Source organism: Frankia sp. CeCAU1, from assembly GCF_977971845.1.
In genome coordinates this window covers 14,088-33,539 of sequence record NZ_CDWWXA010000030.1, presented here as the reverse complement: position 1 = coordinate 33,539, position 19,452 = coordinate 14,088, and the positions used below count along the sequence as shown (strand labels likewise).

15 protein-coding genes and 1 pseudogene are annotated in these 19,452 nt (G+C 66.8%); 11 read left to right on the top strand and 5 right to left on the bottom strand.

Going from position 1 to position 19,452, the window contains the following annotated elements; genetic code table 11:
- Positions 1–53: 53 nt before the first annotated feature.
- From AC08OO_RS08110 to AC08OO_RS08095, 4 genes are all read right to left on the bottom strand, one after another.
- Entirely contained in the window at positions 54–377 is a 324-nt protein-coding gene (locus AC08OO_RS08110; protein WP_476609402.1) for a lasso peptide biosynthesis PqqD family chaperone, read from the bottom strand.
- Positions 358–2,217 carry an asparagine synthase-related protein gene (locus AC08OO_RS08105; protein ID WP_476609401.1) on the bottom strand — a complete coding sequence of 620 codons (1,860 nt, stop codon included), beginning with the start codon at positions 2,215–2,217 and terminating at the stop codon, positions 358–360. The genes AC08OO_RS08110 and AC08OO_RS08105 overlap by 20 nt, the downstream gene beginning before the upstream one ends.
- A gap of 426 nt (positions 2,218–2,643) precedes the next feature.
- The gene (locus AC08OO_RS08100) at positions 2,644–4,344 is read right to left on the bottom strand and encodes a serine/threonine protein kinase (protein WP_476618379.1); all 1,701 of its coding nucleotides are present in this window, start codon (positions 4,342–4,344) and stop codon (positions 2,644–2,646) included.
- An 8-nt stretch (positions 4,345–4,352) separates the two neighbouring features.
- A complete protein-coding gene (locus AC08OO_RS08095; protein ID WP_476609398.1) occupies positions 4,353–5,138 on the bottom strand; it encodes a hypothetical protein in 786 nt (261 codons plus the stop codon).
- A gap of 153 nt (positions 5,139–5,291) precedes the next feature.
- On the opposite strand from AC08OO_RS08095, the pseudogene AC08OO_RS08090 reads away from it, so the two are divergent.
- From AC08OO_RS08090 to AC08OO_RS08080, 3 genes and pseudogenes are all read left to right on the top strand, one after another.
- Positions 5,292–5,567: pseudogene (locus tag AC08OO_RS08090) on the top strand (IS701 family transposase); the annotation flags it as partial.
- A gap of 2 nt (positions 5,568–5,569) precedes the next feature.
- Positions 5,570–6,031, top strand: coding sequence for a hypothetical protein (locus AC08OO_RS08085; protein ID WP_476609397.1), 462 nt, complete (start codon positions 5,570–5,572; stop codon positions 6,029–6,031).
- An 81-nt stretch (positions 6,032–6,112) separates the two neighbouring features.
- Positions 6,113–7,864 (top strand): GGDEF domain-containing protein, encoded by a 1,752-nt coding sequence (locus AC08OO_RS08080; RefSeq protein WP_476609396.1) that lies wholly within the window; start codon positions 6,113–6,115, stop codon positions 7,862–7,864.
- 105 nt (positions 7,865–7,969) lie between these two features.
- Here AC08OO_RS08080 and AC08OO_RS08075 read toward each other — a convergent pair whose 3' ends face one another.
- On the bottom strand, positions 7,970–9,775 hold the full coding sequence (locus AC08OO_RS08075) for a sigma-54-dependent Fis family transcriptional regulator (RefSeq protein ID WP_476609395.1): 1,806 nt from the start codon (positions 9,773–9,775) through the stop codon (positions 7,970–7,972).
- A 392-nt stretch (positions 9,776–10,167) separates the two neighbouring features.
- Here AC08OO_RS08075 and AC08OO_RS08070 point away from each other — a divergent pair, with 392 nt between their 5' ends.
- The 8 genes from AC08OO_RS08070 (at position 10,168) to groL (ending at position 19,325) form a co-directional block, all read left to right on the top strand.
- The gene (locus AC08OO_RS08070) at positions 10,168–11,817 is read left to right on the top strand and encodes an aromatic/alkene/methane monooxygenase hydroxylase/oxygenase subunit alpha (protein ID WP_476609394.1); all 1,650 of its coding nucleotides are present in this window, start codon (positions 10,168–10,170) and stop codon (positions 11,815–11,817) included.
- Positions 11,818–12,011: 194 nt separating this feature from the next.
- Positions 12,012–13,064: an FAD-binding oxidoreductase gene (locus tag AC08OO_RS08065; RefSeq protein WP_476609393.1), complete on the top strand. Its 1,053-nt coding sequence runs from the start codon at positions 12,012–12,014 to the stop codon at positions 13,062–13,064.
- A gap of 56 nt (positions 13,065–13,120) precedes the next feature.
- The gene (locus AC08OO_RS08060) at positions 13,121–14,224 is read left to right on the top strand and encodes an aromatic/alkene monooxygenase hydroxylase subunit beta (protein WP_476609392.1); all 1,104 of its coding nucleotides are present in this window, start codon (positions 13,121–13,123) and stop codon (positions 14,222–14,224) included.
- Positions 14,221–14,586, top strand: a complete 366-nt coding sequence (mimD, locus tag AC08OO_RS08055; protein ID WP_476609391.1) for a propane 2-monooxygenase effector subunit MimD — start codon at positions 14,221–14,223, stop codon at positions 14,584–14,586. The genes AC08OO_RS08060 and mimD overlap by 4 nt, the downstream gene beginning before the upstream one ends.
- An 87-nt stretch (positions 14,587–14,673) precedes the next feature.
- Positions 14,674–15,711 carry an amidohydrolase family protein gene (locus AC08OO_RS08050; RefSeq protein ID WP_011436926.1) on the top strand — a complete coding sequence of 346 codons (1,038 nt, stop codon included), beginning with the start codon at positions 14,674–14,676 and terminating at the stop codon, positions 15,709–15,711.
- Positions 15,708–16,424 (top strand): iron-sulfur cluster assembly protein, encoded by a 717-nt coding sequence (locus AC08OO_RS08045; RefSeq protein ID WP_476609390.1) that lies wholly within the window; start codon positions 15,708–15,710, stop codon positions 16,422–16,424. The genes AC08OO_RS08050 and AC08OO_RS08045 overlap by 4 nt, the downstream gene beginning before the upstream one ends.
- A gap of 36 nt (positions 16,425–16,460) precedes the next feature.
- Positions 16,461–17,486 carry an NAD(P)-dependent alcohol dehydrogenase gene (locus AC08OO_RS08040; RefSeq protein WP_476609389.1) on the top strand — a complete coding sequence of 342 codons (1,026 nt, stop codon included), beginning with the start codon at positions 16,461–16,463 and terminating at the stop codon, positions 17,484–17,486.
- A 189-nt stretch (positions 17,487–17,675) separates the two neighbouring features.
- Positions 17,676–19,325 (top strand): chaperonin GroEL, encoded by a 1,650-nt coding sequence (gene groL, locus AC08OO_RS08035; protein ID WP_476609388.1) that lies wholly within the window; start codon positions 17,676–17,678, stop codon positions 19,323–19,325.
- Positions 19,326–19,452 lie beyond the last annotated feature (127 nt).

Here is a 19,452-nt window from a genome sequence, read left to right as displayed (position 1 = left end):
CCGTTCCCGCCGGGAGAACGAATGTCGCTCGACGCCGATTGTCTGCGGGATGCTCATGGCTGCCCCGGCGCTTGTCCCGAACGCGCCGCTTCGCCGTGGGTCCGCGGACTGCCCTCGACGACGGCCGGAACGAGCAACCCCGCCCCGACCAGCTCGTCGATGACGCCGCGCGCGTCCTGCTCGGCCACCTCCACATCAATGGAGAAATCGCGCACCAGGGCTGCGGCGGCGTCGTCCACCGTCCCGGGCCGCAGCACCGAGCGCAGGACGACCGCGCCGGAGGGGTTGAGATTCCAGTATTCGCCCTTCGTCTCGTCCAGGAGGACGACGCCGTAGTCCGTATCGACCGTCGAGATGTCAGCTGCCAATGAATACATTCGAGTCCTCACTACGGTTGCGGAGCCATACTTCACAGCCGATCGTTGGCTCGAGCCGGCGGTGGGGGGTCTGGATGTCGATGGGGCCGCGGACGGCCGCGGCCAGAACGCCCACGTTGATCAGTTCCAACCTGGCCAGCCGGGAATCCTCCAGCAGGCCAGTTATCTGGTCGCGGTGCCGCCGGCTGCCGATGACGGCGGCCGCCGCGGTGTCGGATTTCGTTACGCGCCGCAGCGTGACATCGGGGACGACGCCGCGCATCGCGTCAACCAGGAGCGGCTTGTACCGCGCGGGCTCGTACCGGCCTGCCGCCTGAACCGCCAGGGCCGCGTCGACGACCTGGTCGTCCAGGAACGGCGCCGAGATCAGGATGCCCTCCTGGGCTGCGATCCGCTGGAATCCCCGTGCCACCTGAGCACCCGCATGGAGGACCGCGAGGTTGTGATGCGTTCCGCGGTCCGCGGCCAGCCGGGGATCCGTCCCGGCGGCGTGGCGTATTTCCTCCCGGACCGCGTTCATCGCGTCGTCGGTGACCCAGGCCGGGAGCACCGGCGGGGTTCCCCAGCCGACCGGCGCCCGCTTTTCGGGGCCTGGGCGCCCCACCGCGTCCGCGGCCGATCGCAGCCACCCGGCGTACGTCCGGCCGTGGGCCAGATAGCCGCGGGCCAGCTGCGGGACGACGGTGGCCAGGGACGACCGGTTCCAGGCTGCCGCGGACCGCAGATATCGCCACCCCACGGACGGGGATGTGCGAAGCATGGCGGTCAAGAGCTGGGGGCCCGGGGCGCACAGCTCGTCGCCGCCGAGACCCATCAGGTGCAGCTGCGGGGAATGGCGCTCGCCGCGCCGGAGGATATGCCGGAAGCGACGGTGGTTGTGCAGGTAGAGGAACGGCTCGTCGAACTCGTCGAACTTGTCGCCGGCGGCGAGCATCCCGTCGTAGACCAGCGGGCACTCCGACGCCGGGATGACGTCGTGCTCGACCCGGTGGCCTGCCCGGCGTAGTGCCGCCACTGTGCGACCGGCCCAGGCGACGTCGTCGTCCATCGGGTCGGGCTGCGCCGCGGTCATCGCGACGACCTCGGCCTTCTCCCGGGCCGCGAGCGAGCACAGCGAGCTGGAGTCCAGCCCGCTCAGATGGGAGACGATCTTCGCCCCCGGGGTGACCCTGGCCTGGACGGCCTCGGTGAGGGCATCCCGCAGCGCCATTGCTCCCTCGCTGGCGGCAAGCTCGGGCGGCGGGGGATTCCACCAGCGGACCTGTCTAGGTTCGCCGCTTGGGGTCAGCAGCAGGTAGTGCCCCGGTCGGGTGGCCTCGACGGTTCTGAACACCGGATCCCAGCCCAGCGGCCACGGCACGCCGGGGAAGAGGAGCCGCACCGCGATCCGGGTCGGCTCGACGAGCGCACCCGACAGGCCCGCGAGGACGGTTGCGTGGTCACCGGCGATCGTGACGCCGTCGACCGTGCCGGAGTAGACCCGGCGCAGGCCGGAGGCGGTGCCCTGTACCCGGGTCGTGCCTCCTACCGATGCGACCAGGTGGACGCTTCCGCGGATCCGGGGGTACAGGCGGTCGAGGTCGCCTACGCTCGTCACGTTCCCGGCGAAGGCGTTCAACGGCTCCTGAGTCATCATGTGATCGCCCACGACGGCGATGACCGTGTCGCGGGCCCGAGCGACCGTCACCCGCCACGGAGCCCAGCGGCCTACCAGCCAGGGCCGCCCCGAGGGGTGCGCGATCGTGACGATACCGGGGAGCGCTGTCCGCAGCGTGTCGGCGACCGCCGTCACGCGTCCGCTGTCGGGCAGGGCGACGAACCAGGGACCGGTCGGTAGCAAGGGATTGGCTCCTCACCGGAGTTCCTCACCGGAATACGGATGACGGGCGGCAACGGGTTACCGGCGCAGTTGCGTCGGCGGGCGGCGCCGGGGGCACCGGGGCCGCCCGCCGCGATCAGCGCTGGGGAGCGGTCGATCGGAGGCTCAGGGGCCCCATCCCCAGGCGTCGATCCACTCCCAGTGGTAACCACCGCTGCCGGTGGTCCTGAGCCTGAACAGGCCGACACGTGCCAGCGTGGGACGCTCGTACGAACGCACGGAATTCACCTCCTCCCGTCACCCTGAACAGCAGATAACGTGCCGACAGCCGAAGGTCACACCTGAATGAAACGATCCGATGTCGACCTGGCCAAACCTAGGTCGGACCCGGATGCCTGTGACCCTGCCGGGTGACAGGGTCACCGCCGGTGAAGCGTGTCGTACGATCTAACTCGACGCAGCCGATCTGCGGTCGGTAAAAAGCGAGAGATAATGCTGCACCCGCTCGACGTAACCTTGCACCTGCGGTCCCCGGGGCCCGTTGGCGCGAACATACTTGACACTGGTGTGATATGCGGCGGCGAGCAGCAGCGCCCGGTCACCGGGAACGTCGCCGAGCCGCTGGTCGGCATATTCGAGCTGATTGGCGACGGCGAAGATGGCGTCGGCGGGGTCCCAGTAGGACGCCCGGCCGTTGTTGTCCGCGTCGACCGCGAACCCCGTGAACACCCGTGGTGTCCATCCGGCGATGCCGTACTCGCCCTGGCCCTCCGCGGCTGCCGGGTAGGAGGCACGGGGATGGAAGCCGCTCTGCGTCGCGAGGATCGCCGCGATCAGTGCGGGCGTGACCATCTCGTCCGGGCAGGCGTGCGCGGCCCGGACGATCAGCGGACGGTAGGCGGCGGGTATCGGCGCGCCGGGGCGCAGTTCGCCACCCGGCTGGAACGAGAACGGCTGGGGGACCGACCCCGTGGCGAGCATCAGGACAGCCAGCAGGCCCACCGGGATCAGGATGCGCCGCGGCGCCACCGTTCGTTGCGCCGTGGCCGTTTGATGCGCCGGAGGCGCGACCGGGCTGTCCGGTCCCGGCCGGGACACGCGCCGCAGGTCGCGCGTCGGGGTCGTGATCGCGTCACCGGCGCGCTGGAGGGCGCGGACGCGGCGAAGGACGGTGTCGATCGGGTGCGCGGCGCGGGCCTGATGGGTCGGAGCCAGACAGTCGCGGATCACTTCCCGCCAGCCGTCGGGCAGCGTCTCCGCCAGTCGCAGGGGTGTGTGCCCCGCCGCATAGGTGAGGGCGGCCTCGGAGCGGGACCGGCTGGTCTGCCCAGGGAAGGGATGGGTGCCGGTCAGCAGTTGGTGGGCGAGCACGCCGAAGGCCCACACATCCCGGGTCATGCGGATCGGGACCCCGGCCTCCGTGATGCGCTCGCTCCACCATTCCGGCGGGGTGTGGTCGGGCGATGCCAGGCGCGGCGCGCGGCCGTGCGTACCGTCGATCTCGACCGCTAAACCGAAGTCCGCCAGCCGGGCCGAACCATCCGACATGATGAGCACGTTGCTGGGTTTAAGGTCGCCGTGGACCCAGTTGTTCGCGTGCATGTGGGCTAGGCCCTCGCACACCTCGACGAGGATGCGGACCCGGTTCGCCGGCGGGGGACCCGACGACGCGTCGGGTGTCGTGGGGCAGAGGGGCGCCGTGGTGCAGAGGGGCGCCGTGGTGCAGAGGGGCGCCGTGGTGTAGAGCAGGTCGACCAGATTGCCGGTGGCCCGCTCCATGGCCAACACCACCGCCCCATGCAGGTCGGGTCGGTCGGGATCGTCGACGACCAGGACGGCGAGCGCGCGGATCAGCCGGGGGTGGGCGGGGATCCGAACCAACGCCGCCTCGCGCAGCGCACCGGCCCGCAGTTCCGCGCGCTCTCGGGGAGACAGTCCGGCAACCGGCAGGAACTTCAACGCAACCTCGGCGCCGGTCTGGTGTGGCCTGTCCCCGGATAGCCCGTCCCGGTCGGCTCGGCACCCGCCGTAGACCGCGCCCCAGCTACCTGCCGCGATCTTGTCTGTGACCGTGAAGGGGCCGACCCGGTAGCCGCGCGGGACGACTACGGACGGGGTGCGCTCCGACCACTCCGCTGTGATCGGCACCGGCATGGTCAGCGTCGCCCGCTGCGCTGCCCATCACTACCGGGCCGGCCGCCGAGACGCGGGGACGGAAGCAGCGCCAGATGCTCCTCCCGGGCCACGTTGAAGCGCAGCGCCACCGTCACGAGGGCTTCCCGCCGGGCCGCGAACCGGTCCCCTCCCACCGTGTCCGGCGGCTTGACCCGCAGCTTGTTCTCGACGAGGTAATTGATGTGAAAGTTCACGGCGGACCGGGTGAGGCTGGCGCAGCCCGGCAGCGGGCGCAACCTGTCGATCACCTGGTCGAGCGTGGGAATGGCGACGACCGAGGAGTCCCGTAGCCGCGGCTCGCACAACGCCACGAGGATCAGGAAGTACTTGGCCGTCTCGTCGAGCGGGAAGACCTGGCGGGTCAGCTCACCGTCGTCGGCGGCGACCATGCGCCGGTCGACATACTCGTGTTGCGGCGCGTACACCTTGAAGCCGCCCACCCCACGCGTCAGCGGCAGTAGCACCCGGGCAAACTCGAATGGAACCGGTGCCGCCACCCGTCGGGGGGGAACCTTCACGAACTCGCCGGCGCCCTCGGGGTTTTCCACGACGTACGTGGAATCCCGACTGAAGTTTGTCAGCAGCCAGTAGTCCTCGACCGGCCGTATCTGGCCCGCCACTCGGGAAACTCCCTGGTCGGGCACCACGACGTCTACCGGCCGGCCGGGCGTACCGCGACCGAACGTCGCCACCTCGCCCGGCTCGACCTCCAGCAGCGACGGACCGCCCGCGTCGCGGTCCGCAACCTCGATGATCACGCTCTTCATGGCCGCCCAACCCATGTCGGCTTACTACTACAGCAATAGTGGTCTCTGTGTTGCCCGTGTGGAGGAGTCGGTGGCGCAGTGCGGCCACCGTGTGATCATTCGGGTCTGTGTATAACCGTGAAGACGCGGTGGCCGTAGATGGCAGTGTAGGCGATGGGGGTGTCGACCAGCGGGAGGTGGGGCTCTGAGGAGTCGTTCTCCCGGGTGGCGGGACGTTTCTGTAGCGAGGCGGCGTCGGGCCAGGCCGGATTGCCTGTGACAGGCCTGCTGGCGGGGGTGGAACGGAAGAACGGGTGGATGCTCGCCGAGTATGCGGGTGATCCTGCGCCGCCCAAGATGCAACGCCTATTGAAATCCTACGCGTGGGACGCCGACATGATGCGGGACGTCGTCCGGTCGTCTGTCGTCGAAAATCTTTGGGAACCGGACAGGTGTTCGTCGCAGAGATTCCGCTGAACTCACCGCGGCCGCCGGCGATTCTGCAGTCGACCATGGTGGGTGGCTCCGGCGAGAAGAAGACGCCGCGGCTGGTGGCGAAGTACGCGCAGGCGTGCAACTCCGAGGGGGCCTTTCGCGCTTCGGGAGTCATCAGCGGTACGAAGGTCGCGTTGAGTCACCTAGCGAAGATCGCGCATCGTCAGGGCGTCCTCCACCCCGACGTCACCGCGGACGACTTCGTGCTGGTGCTCAGCCTGATGCCCGGTAACGAGATCCCTCCCCGGCGGCCCGCCGACGGTGGGTGCGGCTGCTCCTGCGAGGTCTGCTCACCGGCTGACGGCGCCGATGGCAGGAGGCGTCAACCTACCAGCCGCCTGAAAGACCGATTTTCGGGAGAAAAACACTGGATATCACTTTCTTCGCGATTTTTGTCCGCCCCTGGCAGGCCGGGCTAAGCGGACTATGATTCTGAGCTCAGGTCCAAGCGGCATATACTTGCCCCAGGTCACACGGTTAAAGGTGCGGGAAGGTGCGTCATGCCGGATCGGTCAGGACCGTCTCGGCGAGCCGGACGGGCCTCGGGGCTTCGCCTCAACGGTGGGGAGGGAGCCTCGCTCGAGCGGCTGCGCGAGCGGTTCCTCACCGCCGGGATCTCGGCTGAGATCTCGGCTGAGACCAGCGAGTCCGGTGGGGTGCGGGATCCGATCCGCGAGTCGTGGATGCGGTCGCGGCGGTGGGCGGTGGCCGCGGACAGCCCCGAGCCCCTCCTCGCCGCGTCGGACCTTGACGTACCTGTCGTGCGCGCGGCCGAACCGGTCCTGTGCCAGCTCGCCGATCGGCTGGCCAGGCAGGCCGTCAGCGCGATCGTCACCGACGCGAACGGTCTGGTGCTCATGCGGTGCACCGGCGACGCCGCATTCGAACGCCGGCTGGACCGCGTATCGCTGCTGCCCGGATTTAGTTATGCCGAGCGGTTTGTCGGCACCAACGGCATCGGTACCGCTCTGGAGGAGCACAGGCCGGCGCACGTGTTCGGTCAGGAGCACTACGCGGAGTCCCTCGGCGAGTTCGCCTGCGCCGGTGTTCCCCTGCGTGATCCGGTGACGGGGCAGACGCTGGGCCTGTTCGATCTCACCTGTCCGCGCCGGGATGCCGGGCCGCTGCTGGCGGTCATGGCGGGCATGGTCGCCAACCAGATCCAGGATGTCCTGCTTCTCGCCGTGCCGGGGCACGACCGGGAACTGATCTCGCTTCGCGAGGCCGACGCGGCGGAGTTGCGCAGGCTGCTGATGGCCGAGCGCCAGCAGCGGGAACTGGCCGAGACGATGCACCGGGTCGTCGTCGAGACCACCAGGGCGGTGACTCCGCCGGAGATCCTCGGGCGGGTCATGACGGCGGCTGCCGCGCAGCTTCCGTGCGAGGCGGCGTGGGCGCTGGCCCGGGAACCGTGCGGAACGTTGCGGGTCGTGGCGGTCCACGGCCAGGTGGATACCCGGGCGGTCGGGGCGATGATCGTCCCGCTTCCGGATTCCCCTCTGCTGCTGGCGTTCCACGGCGGTGGGATGATCGGGCCGCACCGGAGGCTGCCGGAGGTGCTCCCCGGCCAGCGCTACCCGGTGGGCAGTTGGCTGGCCGTGCCGGCGCTGTGCCGGCCGGCCCCCAGCATCGTCGTTCTGATCGCCTCGCGGGCTGCTGGAGGCTACAACCCCAGGCAGGCTCGTCTGGCTTATGCCGTGCTGGGCCAGGCGGCGGCGGCCTGTGAGAACGCCTACCTGTTCGAGGAGACGCAGCGGCTTGCGGACAGTGATCCGCTGACGGGGCTGGCGAACCGGCGTCATTTCTTCGACCAGGCCGACGCTCTGGTCCGCGGGCATCTGCATGCGGCGCGGCCGCTGGCCGCCTTCATGATCGATATTGATCATTTTAAGCAGGTCAACGACGGTCACGGTCATGCTGTGGGTGACGCGGTTCTCGCCGAGGTCGCTCGGCGTGTGCAGGGCACGCTGGGCCCGCAGGACATCGTCGGCCGTATCGGCGGCGAGGAGTTCGCGGCCGTGCTGGGCTGCCCGGCTGCGACGGCGGGTGTTCTCGCCGAGCGGCTTCGGCAGGCGATCGGGGCCAGCCCGGTGGCTACCGCCGACGGTCCGCTCCCGGTCACCGTCAGCGTGGGGGTGGCGATGCTGAACCCGGACGATTCCGGGCTTGGCGACCTGCTCATCCGCGCCGACGTGGCCCTCTACCAGGCAAAGCGCTCCGGCCGGGACCGGGTCGCGACCGCGCAGCCATGATGGGCCTCCACGTTAGGGACCGCCACTGCGGCCTGTCGTAGGGCTGCTGCTCCCCGCACTCTGCTCCCCGCACTCTGCTGCCGTGGGCTCCACGCAAGATTGCGTCTACACGCTGGGAGCGGGGATCTCGATGCCGTACTGCCGGATTCTGCGGTAGATCGTCGCTCGCGACATGCCGAGAGCCCGCGCCGCGAGGGTCCTGTTCCCGTCCGCGCTGAGCAGGCTCTGCACTATTGCGTCTCGCTCGATCGCCTCCATGGCTCCGAGAACCCGGCGGGTGACCGTGTGACATTCCGGCGGCAGGTCACCGACCATGATCGTGCCTGCGGGGCGAACCTGGATGACTTTGCGCAGCACCTGCCGCACCTGCTCGATGTTGCCTGGCCAACTGGTACGCAACAGTGCTTGCATAGCCTGCGGGGAGCAGGCGAGTTGGCCGCCACGGGTAAGTTTTACCAGCAGGAACGGCACGATTTGGTGCAGATCATCGATATGGTGCCGCAACGGGGGCACTTCGATGCAACGCGGGAAGTAGCGCATCAGGGGGCCGAGGGGTTTGTCGTCGGCGCTGAGCGTCAGGACTACCCACGGCAGATCCCGGCGGCCGCCCGCCTCCGCTGCTTGGCAGGCGGACGCCAGCACATGCAGCCGATAGGGGTCGATGCGATCGACGTGGCGTACCACCAGCGTGCCCCGGCTACGGCTCAGTTCGTGGCGGAGAAGGGTCCCCCACTCCCGAACAGTAGTGTTGTGGCCGTCGACAACGGAGAACCAGGCGGACGGATCATGCCGCTGGCACACGGCCCGGGCCAGGGCTGTTTTGCCCACGCCGGGCTCTCCCCGTAATATCACCCACTCACCTGCTTGCGCAGCCGCGTCCACTTCCCGGCAGGCACGGGTCCATAGAGTTCCGGAGCCGACGATGCCGGGCAGCGGAAGCCGCGTCAGAGCGGTGTCCGCATGCCGCGGGCGCGGCGCTTCGACAAAACGGACATGGGCCACCGCCCCGTCGGTGGCCCTCTCCGTTGCCACTGTCCGGCAGTGCACGCGGGCCCAGGTTCCGCTGGGCAGTTCCATCATCAGGGTGGTGGCACGGCGTCTGGCGACGACATCGGTGATGCGCCCGATCAGCACCGACTGGTCGCGGGGGTCGAGCAGTTGGCGCGCGTGCTCGTTCATCATGACGACGTCGTCGTTGAGGCCGAGCACCACGCCGGAAATCCGTTGGCATGTCCTGAGATACTCCCGTAACAGGGCAAGGTCACGGTGTTCTTCGTTGGCGAGCAGGGATTCCTGAATCTGTGCCGCCGCGGCCCGGGCCATGGCCATGAGCAGGGGCCCGGCGTCCGGACGCCAACAGGTCAGGTCCAAGACGCCAATTATCTTCCTTGTGACTGGATGGTGTATCGGCACTCCGGCGCAGGCTAGATCCTCGAGGTTCGAGGCGTAGTGCTCGTGCCCGAAGACATGGGCGGGGGACCTTCCCTCGAGCGCGGTACCGATTCCGTTGGTTCCCACCAGTCTTTCCGCGTAGCTGAAACCCGGTGCGAGCTGGACCGCGTCGAGGTGCTTCTCCAGGGCGCGGTCACCGGTGCGCCGGGCCAGGACGACTCCCTCGGCATCGGTCAGGATGATGCTGATAGGCTGGTCTACAAGTTGATCGCCGAGTTGGCGGACGATGGGCGCTGCGGCGCGGCTGACCGCGTTTTCGCTGTCGACGTCGCCCACGAACGTGAGCCGAGGGCCTTCCGCCGCTACCTCCCAGTGCCGGGAGCGTAACCAGGACGCCCGGATGCTGTCGCGTACCCTGTCCGGCTCGATGGAGTCGGTGGTCAGGAACAGCTCCCGCGCCTGCGCAACCTCGGCGCCCTGACGATTATAAGCATCTAGGTTGCTCGAACAACCAGCCATCTGATGGATCTCCTCCCGCGAACGGCGAACCTCGACGACTCCGGTACAACCGCAGCGTCCGACGTGGTCACGAGCGGTTCCCGAGCGAGGTTAGATCGCCGCCCACCGTCTGGCTAGACCTTGTGCTCCGCCCACTGCCGGGCGCCCGCCGCACCCGACCGGCGCTCCTCGCTCCTCGCCTCCCCGGTGATCTTGCTGGCCGAGTCCTGGTACCTGTCTCAGATTGAGATCCCACACACCTCCCACGGGGAGTGTGATGTGGGACATACGAAGGGACGTGGTGCAGGCACCGGTTCCGGCCGGAAGGAGGGTCGACGCGGATAGGCGTCGATCTCGGTGCAGGCGGGCATCGCCGGTGTCTGCCCGACCCCGTATCGTCCAGGAGGCAGGACGTGAGCCGTCAAAGCTTGACAAAGGCACACAAAAAGATCACGGAGCTGTCATGGGAACCGACGTTCGCGACGCCCGCGAAGCGGTTTGCCACCGACTATACCTTCGACAAGTCTCCGAAGAAGGACCCGCTCAAGCAGATCTTGCGCTCCTACTTCCCGATGGAGGAGGAGAAGGACAACCGCGTGTACGGCGCGATGGACGGCGCGATTCGCGGTAACATGTTCCGCCAGGTCCAGCAGCGCTGGATGGAGTGGCAGAAGCTCTTCCTGTCGATCATCCCGTTCCCGGAGATCTCCGCGGCCCGGGCGATGCCGATGGCGATCGATGCCGTCCCCAACCCTGAGATCCACAACGGGCTCGCGGTACAGATGATCGACGAGGTGCGTCACTCGACGATCCAGATGAACCTCAAGCGCCTGTACATGAACCACTACATCGATCCGGCCGGCTTCGACATCACTGAGAAGGCGTTCGCCAACAACTACGCCGGAACGATCGGCCGCCAGTTCGGTGAGGGCTTCATCACCGGTGACGCGATCACCGCGGCGAACATCTACCTGACCGTCGTCGCCGAGACGGCGTTCACCAACACTCTGTTTGTCGCGATGCCGTCCGAGGCGGCCGCCAACGGTGACTACCTGCTACCGACGGTGTTCCACTCGGTCCAGTCCGACGAGTCTCGCCACATCAGCAACGGGTACTCCATCCTGCTCATGGCGCTCGCCGACGAGGCCAACCGGCCGCTGCTCGAGCGTGACCTGCGCTACGCGTGGTGGAACAACCACGCCGTGGTGGATGCCGCGATCGGCACCTTCATCGAGTACGGCACGAAGGACCGCCGCAAGGACCGCGAGAGCTACGCGGAGATGTGGCAGCGCTGGATCTACGACGACTACTACCGCAGCTACCTCATCCCGCTCGAGAAGTACGGCTTGGTGATCCCCCACGACCTGGTCGAGGAAGCCTGGAACCGTATCTACAACAAGGGGTACGTGCACGAGGTCGCGCAGTTCTTCGCCACCGGATGGCCGGTGAACTACTGGCGGATCGACCCGATGACCGACGACGACTTCGAGTGGTTCGAGTCGAAGTACCCGGGCTGGTACAACAAGTACGGAAAGTGGTGGGAGAACTACAACCGGATGCGTTACCCCGGCCGGAACAAGCCCATCGCGTTCGAGAACGTCGACTACCAGTACCCCCAGCGGTGCTGGACGTGCATGGTGCCCTGTGTGATCCGCGAGGACATGGTGCATGACAAGGTGGACGACCAGTGGCGCACCTACTGCTCCGAAGCCTGCCACTGGACTGACAAGGTGGCCTTCCGGCCGGAGTACCAGGGCCGCCCGACGCCGAACATGGGCCGGCTGACCGGCAAGCGGGAGTGGGAGACTCTTTACCACAACTGGGATCTCGCCGATGTCATTTCCGACCTCGGGTACGTCCGTGATGACGGCAAGACCCTGATTCCGCAGCCCCATCTCGAGCTCGACGACCCCTCGAAGCTCTGGACGCTCGACGATGTCCGCGGCATCACGTTCAGCAGTCCGAATGTCGCACTCAACGAGATGAACGACGCCGAGCGTGAGGCGGCGATGGCGGCCTACCGGGCCGGCGGTCCGGGTGGTCGGCCGGCCCCTGTTTCCTAATAGCGCCCTGCAAGCTGCGGGCGTGTTGAAGAACCGCCGTCCGAGGGGGCCGACGGACGTTTCTTGAACGCGTTCGAACGAACACGGCCCCACCGGCGCCGCGACACGAGCGCCGGTGGGGCCGCACCACCGAGGCGCGGCCCGGGCGGCTCGCCCGGATACGACGGGTTTTTCAAAGCAGGAAAGAGACGGGCATGAGCGACACCCACCGGGTCCGGTTCGAGCCGGTCGACGTGGAGATCGAGGTTACCGAGGACGAGACCGTGCTCGACGCGGCGTTCCGCCAGGGCGTCAACCTGATGCACGGATGCAAGGAGGGACAGTGCTCGGCGTGCAAGTCCTTCCTGCTTGACGGTGATGTACAGATGGGCCGCTATTCGACCTTCGCGTTGGCCGATTACGAAAGTGATGAGGGCTACATTCTGCTGTGTCGGGCGCACGCCTTCAGCGATCTGTCGGTCGAACTGGTCAACTATGACGAGGACATGATCCGATCCGGCCTTCCGGTGCGGACCATAGAAAGCACTGTCGTCGAGACAGAAGATCTCACCCACGACATCACCCGGTTGCGTCTGGACATCACCGGTTCACCGGACTTCATGTTCCATCCGGGTCAGTACGTCGATATCACCATTCCTGGTTCGAGTGAACACCGTTCGTTCTCCATGGCGAACATCTCGGCGGCGGAGGGCTATCTCGAGTTCATTATCAAGAAGTATCCGGGCGGGCGTTTCTCCGGACTTCTGGAGGACGGTCTGCGCCCCGATGATCCACTGACCGTCACCGGGCCGTACGGTGCTTTCACGCTCCGGGTGAGCTCGGACCGTCGGATCGTCTTCATCGGTGGTGGCGCGGGGATGGCCCCGATCCTCTCCCTGCTACGCCAGCTGGCAACGAAGAACAGCGAGCGGGAGGTCGTCTTCTACTACGGGGCGCGTGCCCCCCGCGACCTGTTCTATGTCGACGAGATCCTCCAGACCGGTGCGTCGATTCCCGGCTTCACGTTCGTCCCCTGCCTGTCCGACAGCATGCCGGAGAACCCGGACGATATCGGCCATCCCGTGGAAAACGGGTTGGTAACCGATATAGTGGACCGACGCGAGACCGACATCGCATCCTGCGATGTTTACTTGTGTGGTCCGCCTCCCATGATTGACGCGGCATTGCCGCGGCTTGAGTCGAGTGGGGTCCCGAAAGAACAGATCTTCTACGACAAGTTCACTATCACGGCCGCCGCCGAAAGCTGACCGGTCATCGTCACCGGTCGGCCATCGGTTGACGACCTGCCACGAGGAGCACAGGCATGACGCAAGTCACGGGTAAGATCAGGAGCTTCCCCAAGCCGGAGTTCACCGACGCGGAGGCGGGCGCCTTAACGTTCCCCAGCTCCACCAGCCGTGTGTACAACTACTTCAAGCCGCAGAAAATGCGGGCGACCATGTACGAGGACGTCACCTTCGACGTCCAGCCGGACCCTGACCGCTACCTGGCCCAGGGCTGGATCTACGGTTTCGCCAAGGGACCCGGCGGATATCCGCAGGACTGGACGGCTCTGCGCTCCTCGGACTGGCACGCCTTCCGCGACCCCAATGAGGAGTGGGAGCAGACCATCTACCGGAACAACTCCAATGTTGTCCGGCAGATCCAGCAGAACCTTGAAAACGCGCGGGCGGCCCATGCCTACGACGGCTGGTCGCGGGGGTGGACCAAGTTCGTCGAGCAGCACCTGGGCGCCTGGATGCATGCTGAGAACGGTCTGGGCCTGCACGTGTTCGTCGCCGCCCAGCGGTCGGGTCCCACGAACATGATTAACACTGCCATCGCGGTGAACAGCGCGCACAAGCTCCGCTTCGCCCAGGACCTCGCCCTGTACAACCTGGAGTTGGCCGAGTCCCTGCCGGGGTTCGACGGATCGGCCCACCGCAAGGTCTGGCACGACGACCCGGTGTGGCAGCCGGTGCGGGAGAACGTCGAGCGGATCACCGCGGTCGCTGACTGGGCGGAGGCACTCGTCGCCGCGAACATCGTGTTCGAGTCGCTGGTCGGCGTGTTATTCCGCAGTCACCTCGTCATGCAGATCGCCGCCCGTAACGGCGACTACGTCACGCCGACCCTGGTCGGAACCGGCGAGAACGACTACGAGCGCGACCTGCGTTACACCCGCGCGCTGCTCAAGCTTCTCATCACCGACGAGAAGTTCGGCGCAGGCAACGTCGAGACCCTTTCCGGCTGGTTGTCCCGGTGGGTTCCGCTGAGCTTGAAGGCGGCCCATGAACTGCAGCCGATCTGGTCGCAGCCGCAGGAGAAAGTCATCACCTTCTCGGAATCCCTCGACGCCACGGTCAACGGATTCCGGGCCGTCCTTTCCGACCTTGGTCTGCCCGAGCCGAAGGAGCTGACGCAGTGACCACCGCGAACGGAAACCCAGAGCTCGGTAAAGCCAATCGAACCTCGTCGAACATGTGCGGCGTCACCCTGATGAACAACCAGAACGGATATGTCGTCGCCGACGTCATGCGGAGCAAGCCCGGTATCCGCGTCGAGGAGTATCCGTCCATGATCCGGGTTGACGGCGAACGTAAGATCGAATTTGACTTCGACGAGATCTCGGATGCGCTCGGTTTCGATTTCGGTGTGTCCGACTTCGAGGAGATCATGTCCACGCACTACGGCCGGATGGTGCATCTTGACGACAAGACCGTACTGTTCGCCAACCCCGAGGACGCGGCGGAGTACATCGATTTCGATCTGAAAGTCGTCACTAACTGACCTGATCCGGGGCGAACGGCACGGTCCACGCCGGGCTCATCCGGCCCGGCGTGGACCGGCCGTGATGATATTTCGGAGGATATCCACATGTACGTCAAGGACAATGAGCGATACTTCATCGTGGATTCCCACCTGCACTTCTGGGATGGGAGCCCGGAAAACCAGGCGAACCGCTACGGAAAAGGTTTCATCGACTGCTTCTACGATTACCATGTGAATCTGAGCCCGCAGGAGTACCTCTGGCCGCGGGAAAAGTTCCAGAAGTACTCTGCGGAAGTCATGGTGAAGGACCTGTTCGAGGACGGTTACGTCGACAAGGGGATCTTCCAGCCCACTTATCTGACGGACTTCTACCGGAATGGTTTCAACACCACCGAGCAGGACGGCGCGCTCGCCGAGCGGTACCCCGGCAAGTTCATCGTGAACGGCGCCTTCGACCCGCGTGACGGCGAACTGGGCCTGTCGAAACTGGCGGACCTGGCGGCACGCTGGAACCTCAAGGGCGTGAAGCTCTACACGGCGGAGTGGAAGGGCGAGTCCAAGGGCTACAAGCTGACCGACCCGTGGGTCTACCGGTATCTGGAGAAGTGCCAGGAACTCGGCATCCGCAACATCCACATCCACAAGGGCCCGACGATCTACCCGCTGAACCGGGACGCGTTCGATGTCGCCGACGTCGATGATGTGGCCACCGAATTCCCCGAGCTGCGGTTCATCATCGAACACGTCGGACTGCCCCGGTTGGAGGACTTCTGCTGGATCGCCACGCAGGAGCCGAACGTCTACGGTGGGCTCGCGGTGGCCATGCCGTTCATCCACAGCCGGCCGCGCTACTTCGCGCAGATCATCGGTGAGCTCCTCTACTGGCTCGACGAGAACCGGCTGACCTTCTCGAGTGACTACGCGATCTGGCACCCCAAGTGGCTGGTCGAGAAGTTCGTCGACTTCCAGATCCCGGCGGACATGCAGGCCGAGTACGGCGTGCTCACCCCCGACATCAAGCGCAAAATTCTCGGTCTCAACGCGGCCGCGCTCTACGACATCGAGGTACCGGCCGAGGTTAGCGGGGCGGGTAGCGGTTCTCCGGCGTCGACGCCTCTCGTGGGCGCAGGGCAGTCCGTATGACCACACCCACAGTAACCAGTAGGACCGGCCTGGCCGCGGACGTCTGGGAAGCTTTGGGGCGGGTGTACGATCCAGAGCTCGACCAGCCCGTCACCGAGCTGGGATTCGTCCGTGCTCTGGTGGTCCAGGACGGGCGGGTGCAGGTTCGGCTCAGACTCCCGACCTACTTCTGTGCGCCGAACTTCGCCTACCTGATGGTGTCCGACGCGCACGACGTGGTGAAGGAGCTGCCAGGAGTCACCGAGGTGGACGTGGCCCTGGAGGATCACTTCGCTGCCGAAGAGATCAACGCCGGAGTCGCCGCCGGAGACGGTTTCCCGGCGAGTTTCCCCGGGGAGGCCACCGGAGGCCTCGACGACCTGCGGATGACCTTCCTGCGTAAGGCGCACACCGCCAGCCTGGAAGGCGCGGCCAAGCGCCTGGTAGCCGCGGGTTGGTCACCCGAGTCGCTGGACCGGGCCCGGCTGGCGGACGTGCCGGAGTCACCGGAACGACGCAGCCTGCTGCGCCGACGGGATGCCCTCGGACTGTCCCTGGCTCCCGAGGCGCCGCTGTTCGTTGACGACGACGGCCGTCCGATCGATCGCGAGGCGCTGCCCCTCCGGCTGCGGTTTGCCCGGACCGTCCGGGTGACGATCGACGCGAACACCACGGTCTGCCGCGGTCTGCTGGAGACGCGGTACGGCACGGTGGACCGCACACCCATGACGTGACAGTGACGTGACAGCGACGAACGTGGAGGTGGGCCGATGAGGGCCGTCCAGGTCATCAAGTACGACAACGCGCCGCGGCTGGTAGACGTCCCCGAGCCCAAGATCCTCCATCCGCTGGACGTGGTGGTCAGGATCGGCGGCGCCGGTGTCTGTCGGACCGACCTGCACATCATCGAAGGGCAGTGGGAGCAGAAGTCGGGCGTGACCCTGCCGTACGTGCTCGGCCACGAGAACGCCGGCTGGGTGCACGAGGTCGGTTCGGCGGTGAGCGACATCGCCGTGGGCGACCCGGTCATCCTGCACCCGCTGGTCACCTGCGGGCTATGCCGGGCCTGTCGGGACGGCGACGACGTGCACTGCGCCCGGGCGTCCTTTCCCGGGATCGACAGCGACGGCGGCTACGCCGAACTTCTGCGGACCAACGCCCGGTCGGTGGTCAAACTCGACCCGTCGTTGCAACCGGCGGATGTGGCGGCACTGGCCGACGCCGGACTGACCGCCTATCACGCGGCACGCAAGGCAGCCGCGGCGCTGAGTCCCGGTGACCGGGTCGTGGTGATCGGAGCCGGCGGTCTGGGCCACATCGGTGTGCAGGTGCTGCGTGCCCTCACCCCAGCCGAGATCATCGTCGTCGACCGTTCCGCCGAGGCGTTGCGGCTCGCCGGCGAACTGGGCGCCGACCACACGGTGCGGGCCGACGGCAGCGAGGTGTCCGCGGTACTCGATCTCACCGGGGGCAGCGGCGCCGAGGCGGTCATCGACTTTGTCGGCGAAGGCGGTGCGATCGAGGCGGGTGTCGCCATGCTGCGTCGCGCCGGTTCGTATTATGTTGTCGGCTATGGCGGGGTGCTGAACGTCCCCACCATCGACATCATTTCCACTGAGATCAACTTCATCGGTAACCTGGTCGGATCGTACAGCGACCTCGTTGAGCTGATGGTTCTCGCAACCCGTGGCAAGGTCACCCTGCACACGAGTGCCTACCCCCTGGCAGAGTTCCACCAGGCGCTCGACGACCTTCACCACGGCAAGGTGCGCGGTCGGGCGATCCTGATCCCCTGATCTACTGATCATCCGGACCCGATCTGTGCGTGGCTCGGGAACCCAGGGCTCCGGCGGCGCGACTGTGCGATCGGATCGGGCTCCAGGTGGGGCTGGTTTCGCCATCATGCCCCGCCAGCTGCTCGCAGTCACGATCGTGCCGCCATCGGCCCGCCCTGACGGATGCGGAGCGGAAGGACTGAGGAAGAGATGGCCAAGGATCTGCGGTTCAATGTCGAGGCGCGCCGCCTGCTGGAGGCCGGGGTCAATGCCCTGGCGGACGCCGTCAAGGTGACTCTGGGTCCAAAGGGCCGCAACGCCGTCATCGAAAAACTGACCGGGCCGCCCACCATCACCAATGACGGTGTGACCATAGCCAGGGAGATCCAGCTGCGTAACCCCTTCGCCAACATGGGGGCGCAACTGGTCAAGGAGGTCGCGACCAAGACCAACGGCACTGCCGGCGACGGAACCACCACCGCCACCGTGCTCGCGCAGGCCCTCGTCCGGGAGGGTCTGCATGCCGTGGACGGGGGCGCCAACCCGATGTTTCTCAAGAACGGCATCGAGGCTGCCGTGGCCGCCCTGCTGGAGGAGTTTGAAAAGTACCGGGGAGAGGTCGAGGGCGAGACCGATCTTGCCCGGGTGGCGACCCTCGCCGCCAACAACGATGCCCGGATCGGCGACGTCGTGGCCGCGGCCCTTGGCCGGGTCGGCTGCGACGGGGTGGTCACGGTCGAGGAATCCCCGATCTTCGGACTCGAGGTCAGTTTCGTGGACGGTATCGAGTTGGACAACGGGTACCTCTCGCCGTACATGGTCACCGACACCGAGCGGATGGAGGCCGCCTACACCGACCCCTACATCCTGTTGACCAACGAGAAGATCTCTCAGGTTCAGGCCCTGATGCCGGTCCTCGAGCTGGTCACCCGGGCCGGCGGCCAGTTGATCGTCTTCGCGGAGAACGTCGAGGGACCGGCACTGGGCATGCTGGTCGCCAACAATGTGCACGGGACCTTCCGGTCCGCGGTGGTCCGGGCACCCGGTTTCGGTCACCGTCGGTTGGCCGAGCTCAACGATCTCGCGGTTTTTCTGGGCGGTCAGGTGATTACCGCGGATGCCGGGCTTTCCCTGGACCGGGTCACCCTCGGCCAGCTCGGGCGTTGCAAGAAGGCCACCATTACCGAGCATGCGACTACGATCGTCGACGGCGCCGGTTCCGCCACCGAGATCCATGCCCGGATCGACCAGCTCAAGCGGGAGCTTGAACGGGCGGAGAACCCCCACGACCAGGACACGTTGCAGACCAGGATCGCCCGGTTGTCCGGCGGCGTCGCGGTGATCCGGGTCGGCGCCGTGACCGGCGTGGAGTTGAAGGAGAAGCTGCACCGGGTCGAGGACTCCCTCGCGGCGGCACGGGCTGCTCTCGCCGAAGGTGTCGTGGCGGGCGGTGGTACCGCACTGCTGCAAGCGGCCTCGGCCCTTGACAAGCTCACGCTGACCGGCGACGCCGCCGAAGGCAGGGAGATCGTTCGGCGGGCCATCGCCGAACCACTGCGCTGGATCGCGATCAACGCCGGCTACGACGGCGACGAAGTGGTCAAGCGGGTCGCCGAGCTGCCGCGCGGTCACGGTTTCAACGCCGCGACCGGAGAATACGGGGACATGGCCGGCTTCGGTGTCATCGACCCGGTGAAAGTTACCCGTTGCGCGCTGCAGAGCGCGGCGTCGATCGCCGCGCTGTTGCTGACAACGGAAACCCTGGTTGTCGAGGAGGTCATCGGCAACCCGGGTGCCGTGATCGCTCCCGGATTCGGGGATCTCGCGGAGGGCCTGGTCCGGCCTTCCAACATCGCCTGATCGTCAGGCGGCCGGTGGGCGTGTCGGCAGCTGCCGACACGCCACGGCAGGAACGGTCTCGCGTCCGGTCAGCACCACCGTTTCCGGAGCGGATGACGCCGGTCCGGCGGGCCGCCTACCGCCGGAC

What these genes read in the sequence shown, in the direction of transcription:
- AC08OO_RS08050 (WP_011436926.1), top strand. Translation starts at nt 14,674, where the DNA reads ATGTACGTCAAGGACAATGAGCGATACTTCATCGTGGATTCCCACCTG.
- AC08OO_RS08045 (WP_476609390.1), top strand. Translation starts at nt 15,708, where the DNA reads ATGACCACACCCACAGTAACCAGTAGGACCGGCCTGGCCGCGGACGTC.
- AC08OO_RS08040 (WP_476609389.1), top strand. Translation starts at nt 16,461, where the DNA reads ATGAGGGCCGTCCAGGTCATCAAGTACGACAACGCGCCGCGGCTGGTA.
- groL (WP_476609388.1), top strand. Translation starts at nt 17,676, where the DNA reads ATGGCCAAGGATCTGCGGTTCAATGTCGAGGCGCGCCGCCTGCTGGAG.
- AC08OO_RS08110 (WP_476609402.1), bottom strand. Translation starts at nt 377, where the DNA reads ATGTATTCATTGGCAGCTGACATCTCGACGGTCGATACGGACTACGGC.
- AC08OO_RS08095 (WP_476609398.1), bottom strand. Translation starts at nt 5,138, where the DNA reads ATGAAGAGCGTGATCATCGAGGTTGCGGACCGCGACGCGGGCGGTCCG.
- AC08OO_RS08075 (WP_476609395.1), bottom strand. Translation starts at nt 9,775, where the DNA reads ATGGCTGGTTGTTCGAGCAACCTAGATGCTTATAATCGTCAGGGCGCC.
- AC08OO_RS08065 (WP_476609393.1), top strand. Translation starts at nt 12,012, where the DNA reads ATGAGCGACACCCACCGGGTCCGGTTCGAGCCGGTCGACGTGGAGATC.
- AC08OO_RS08060 (WP_476609392.1), top strand. Translation starts at nt 13,121, where the DNA reads ATGACGCAAGTCACGGGTAAGATCAGGAGCTTCCCCAAGCCGGAGTTC.
- AC08OO_RS08080 (WP_476609396.1), top strand. Translation starts at nt 6,113, where the DNA reads ATGCCGGATCGGTCAGGACCGTCTCGGCGAGCCGGACGGGCCTCGGGG.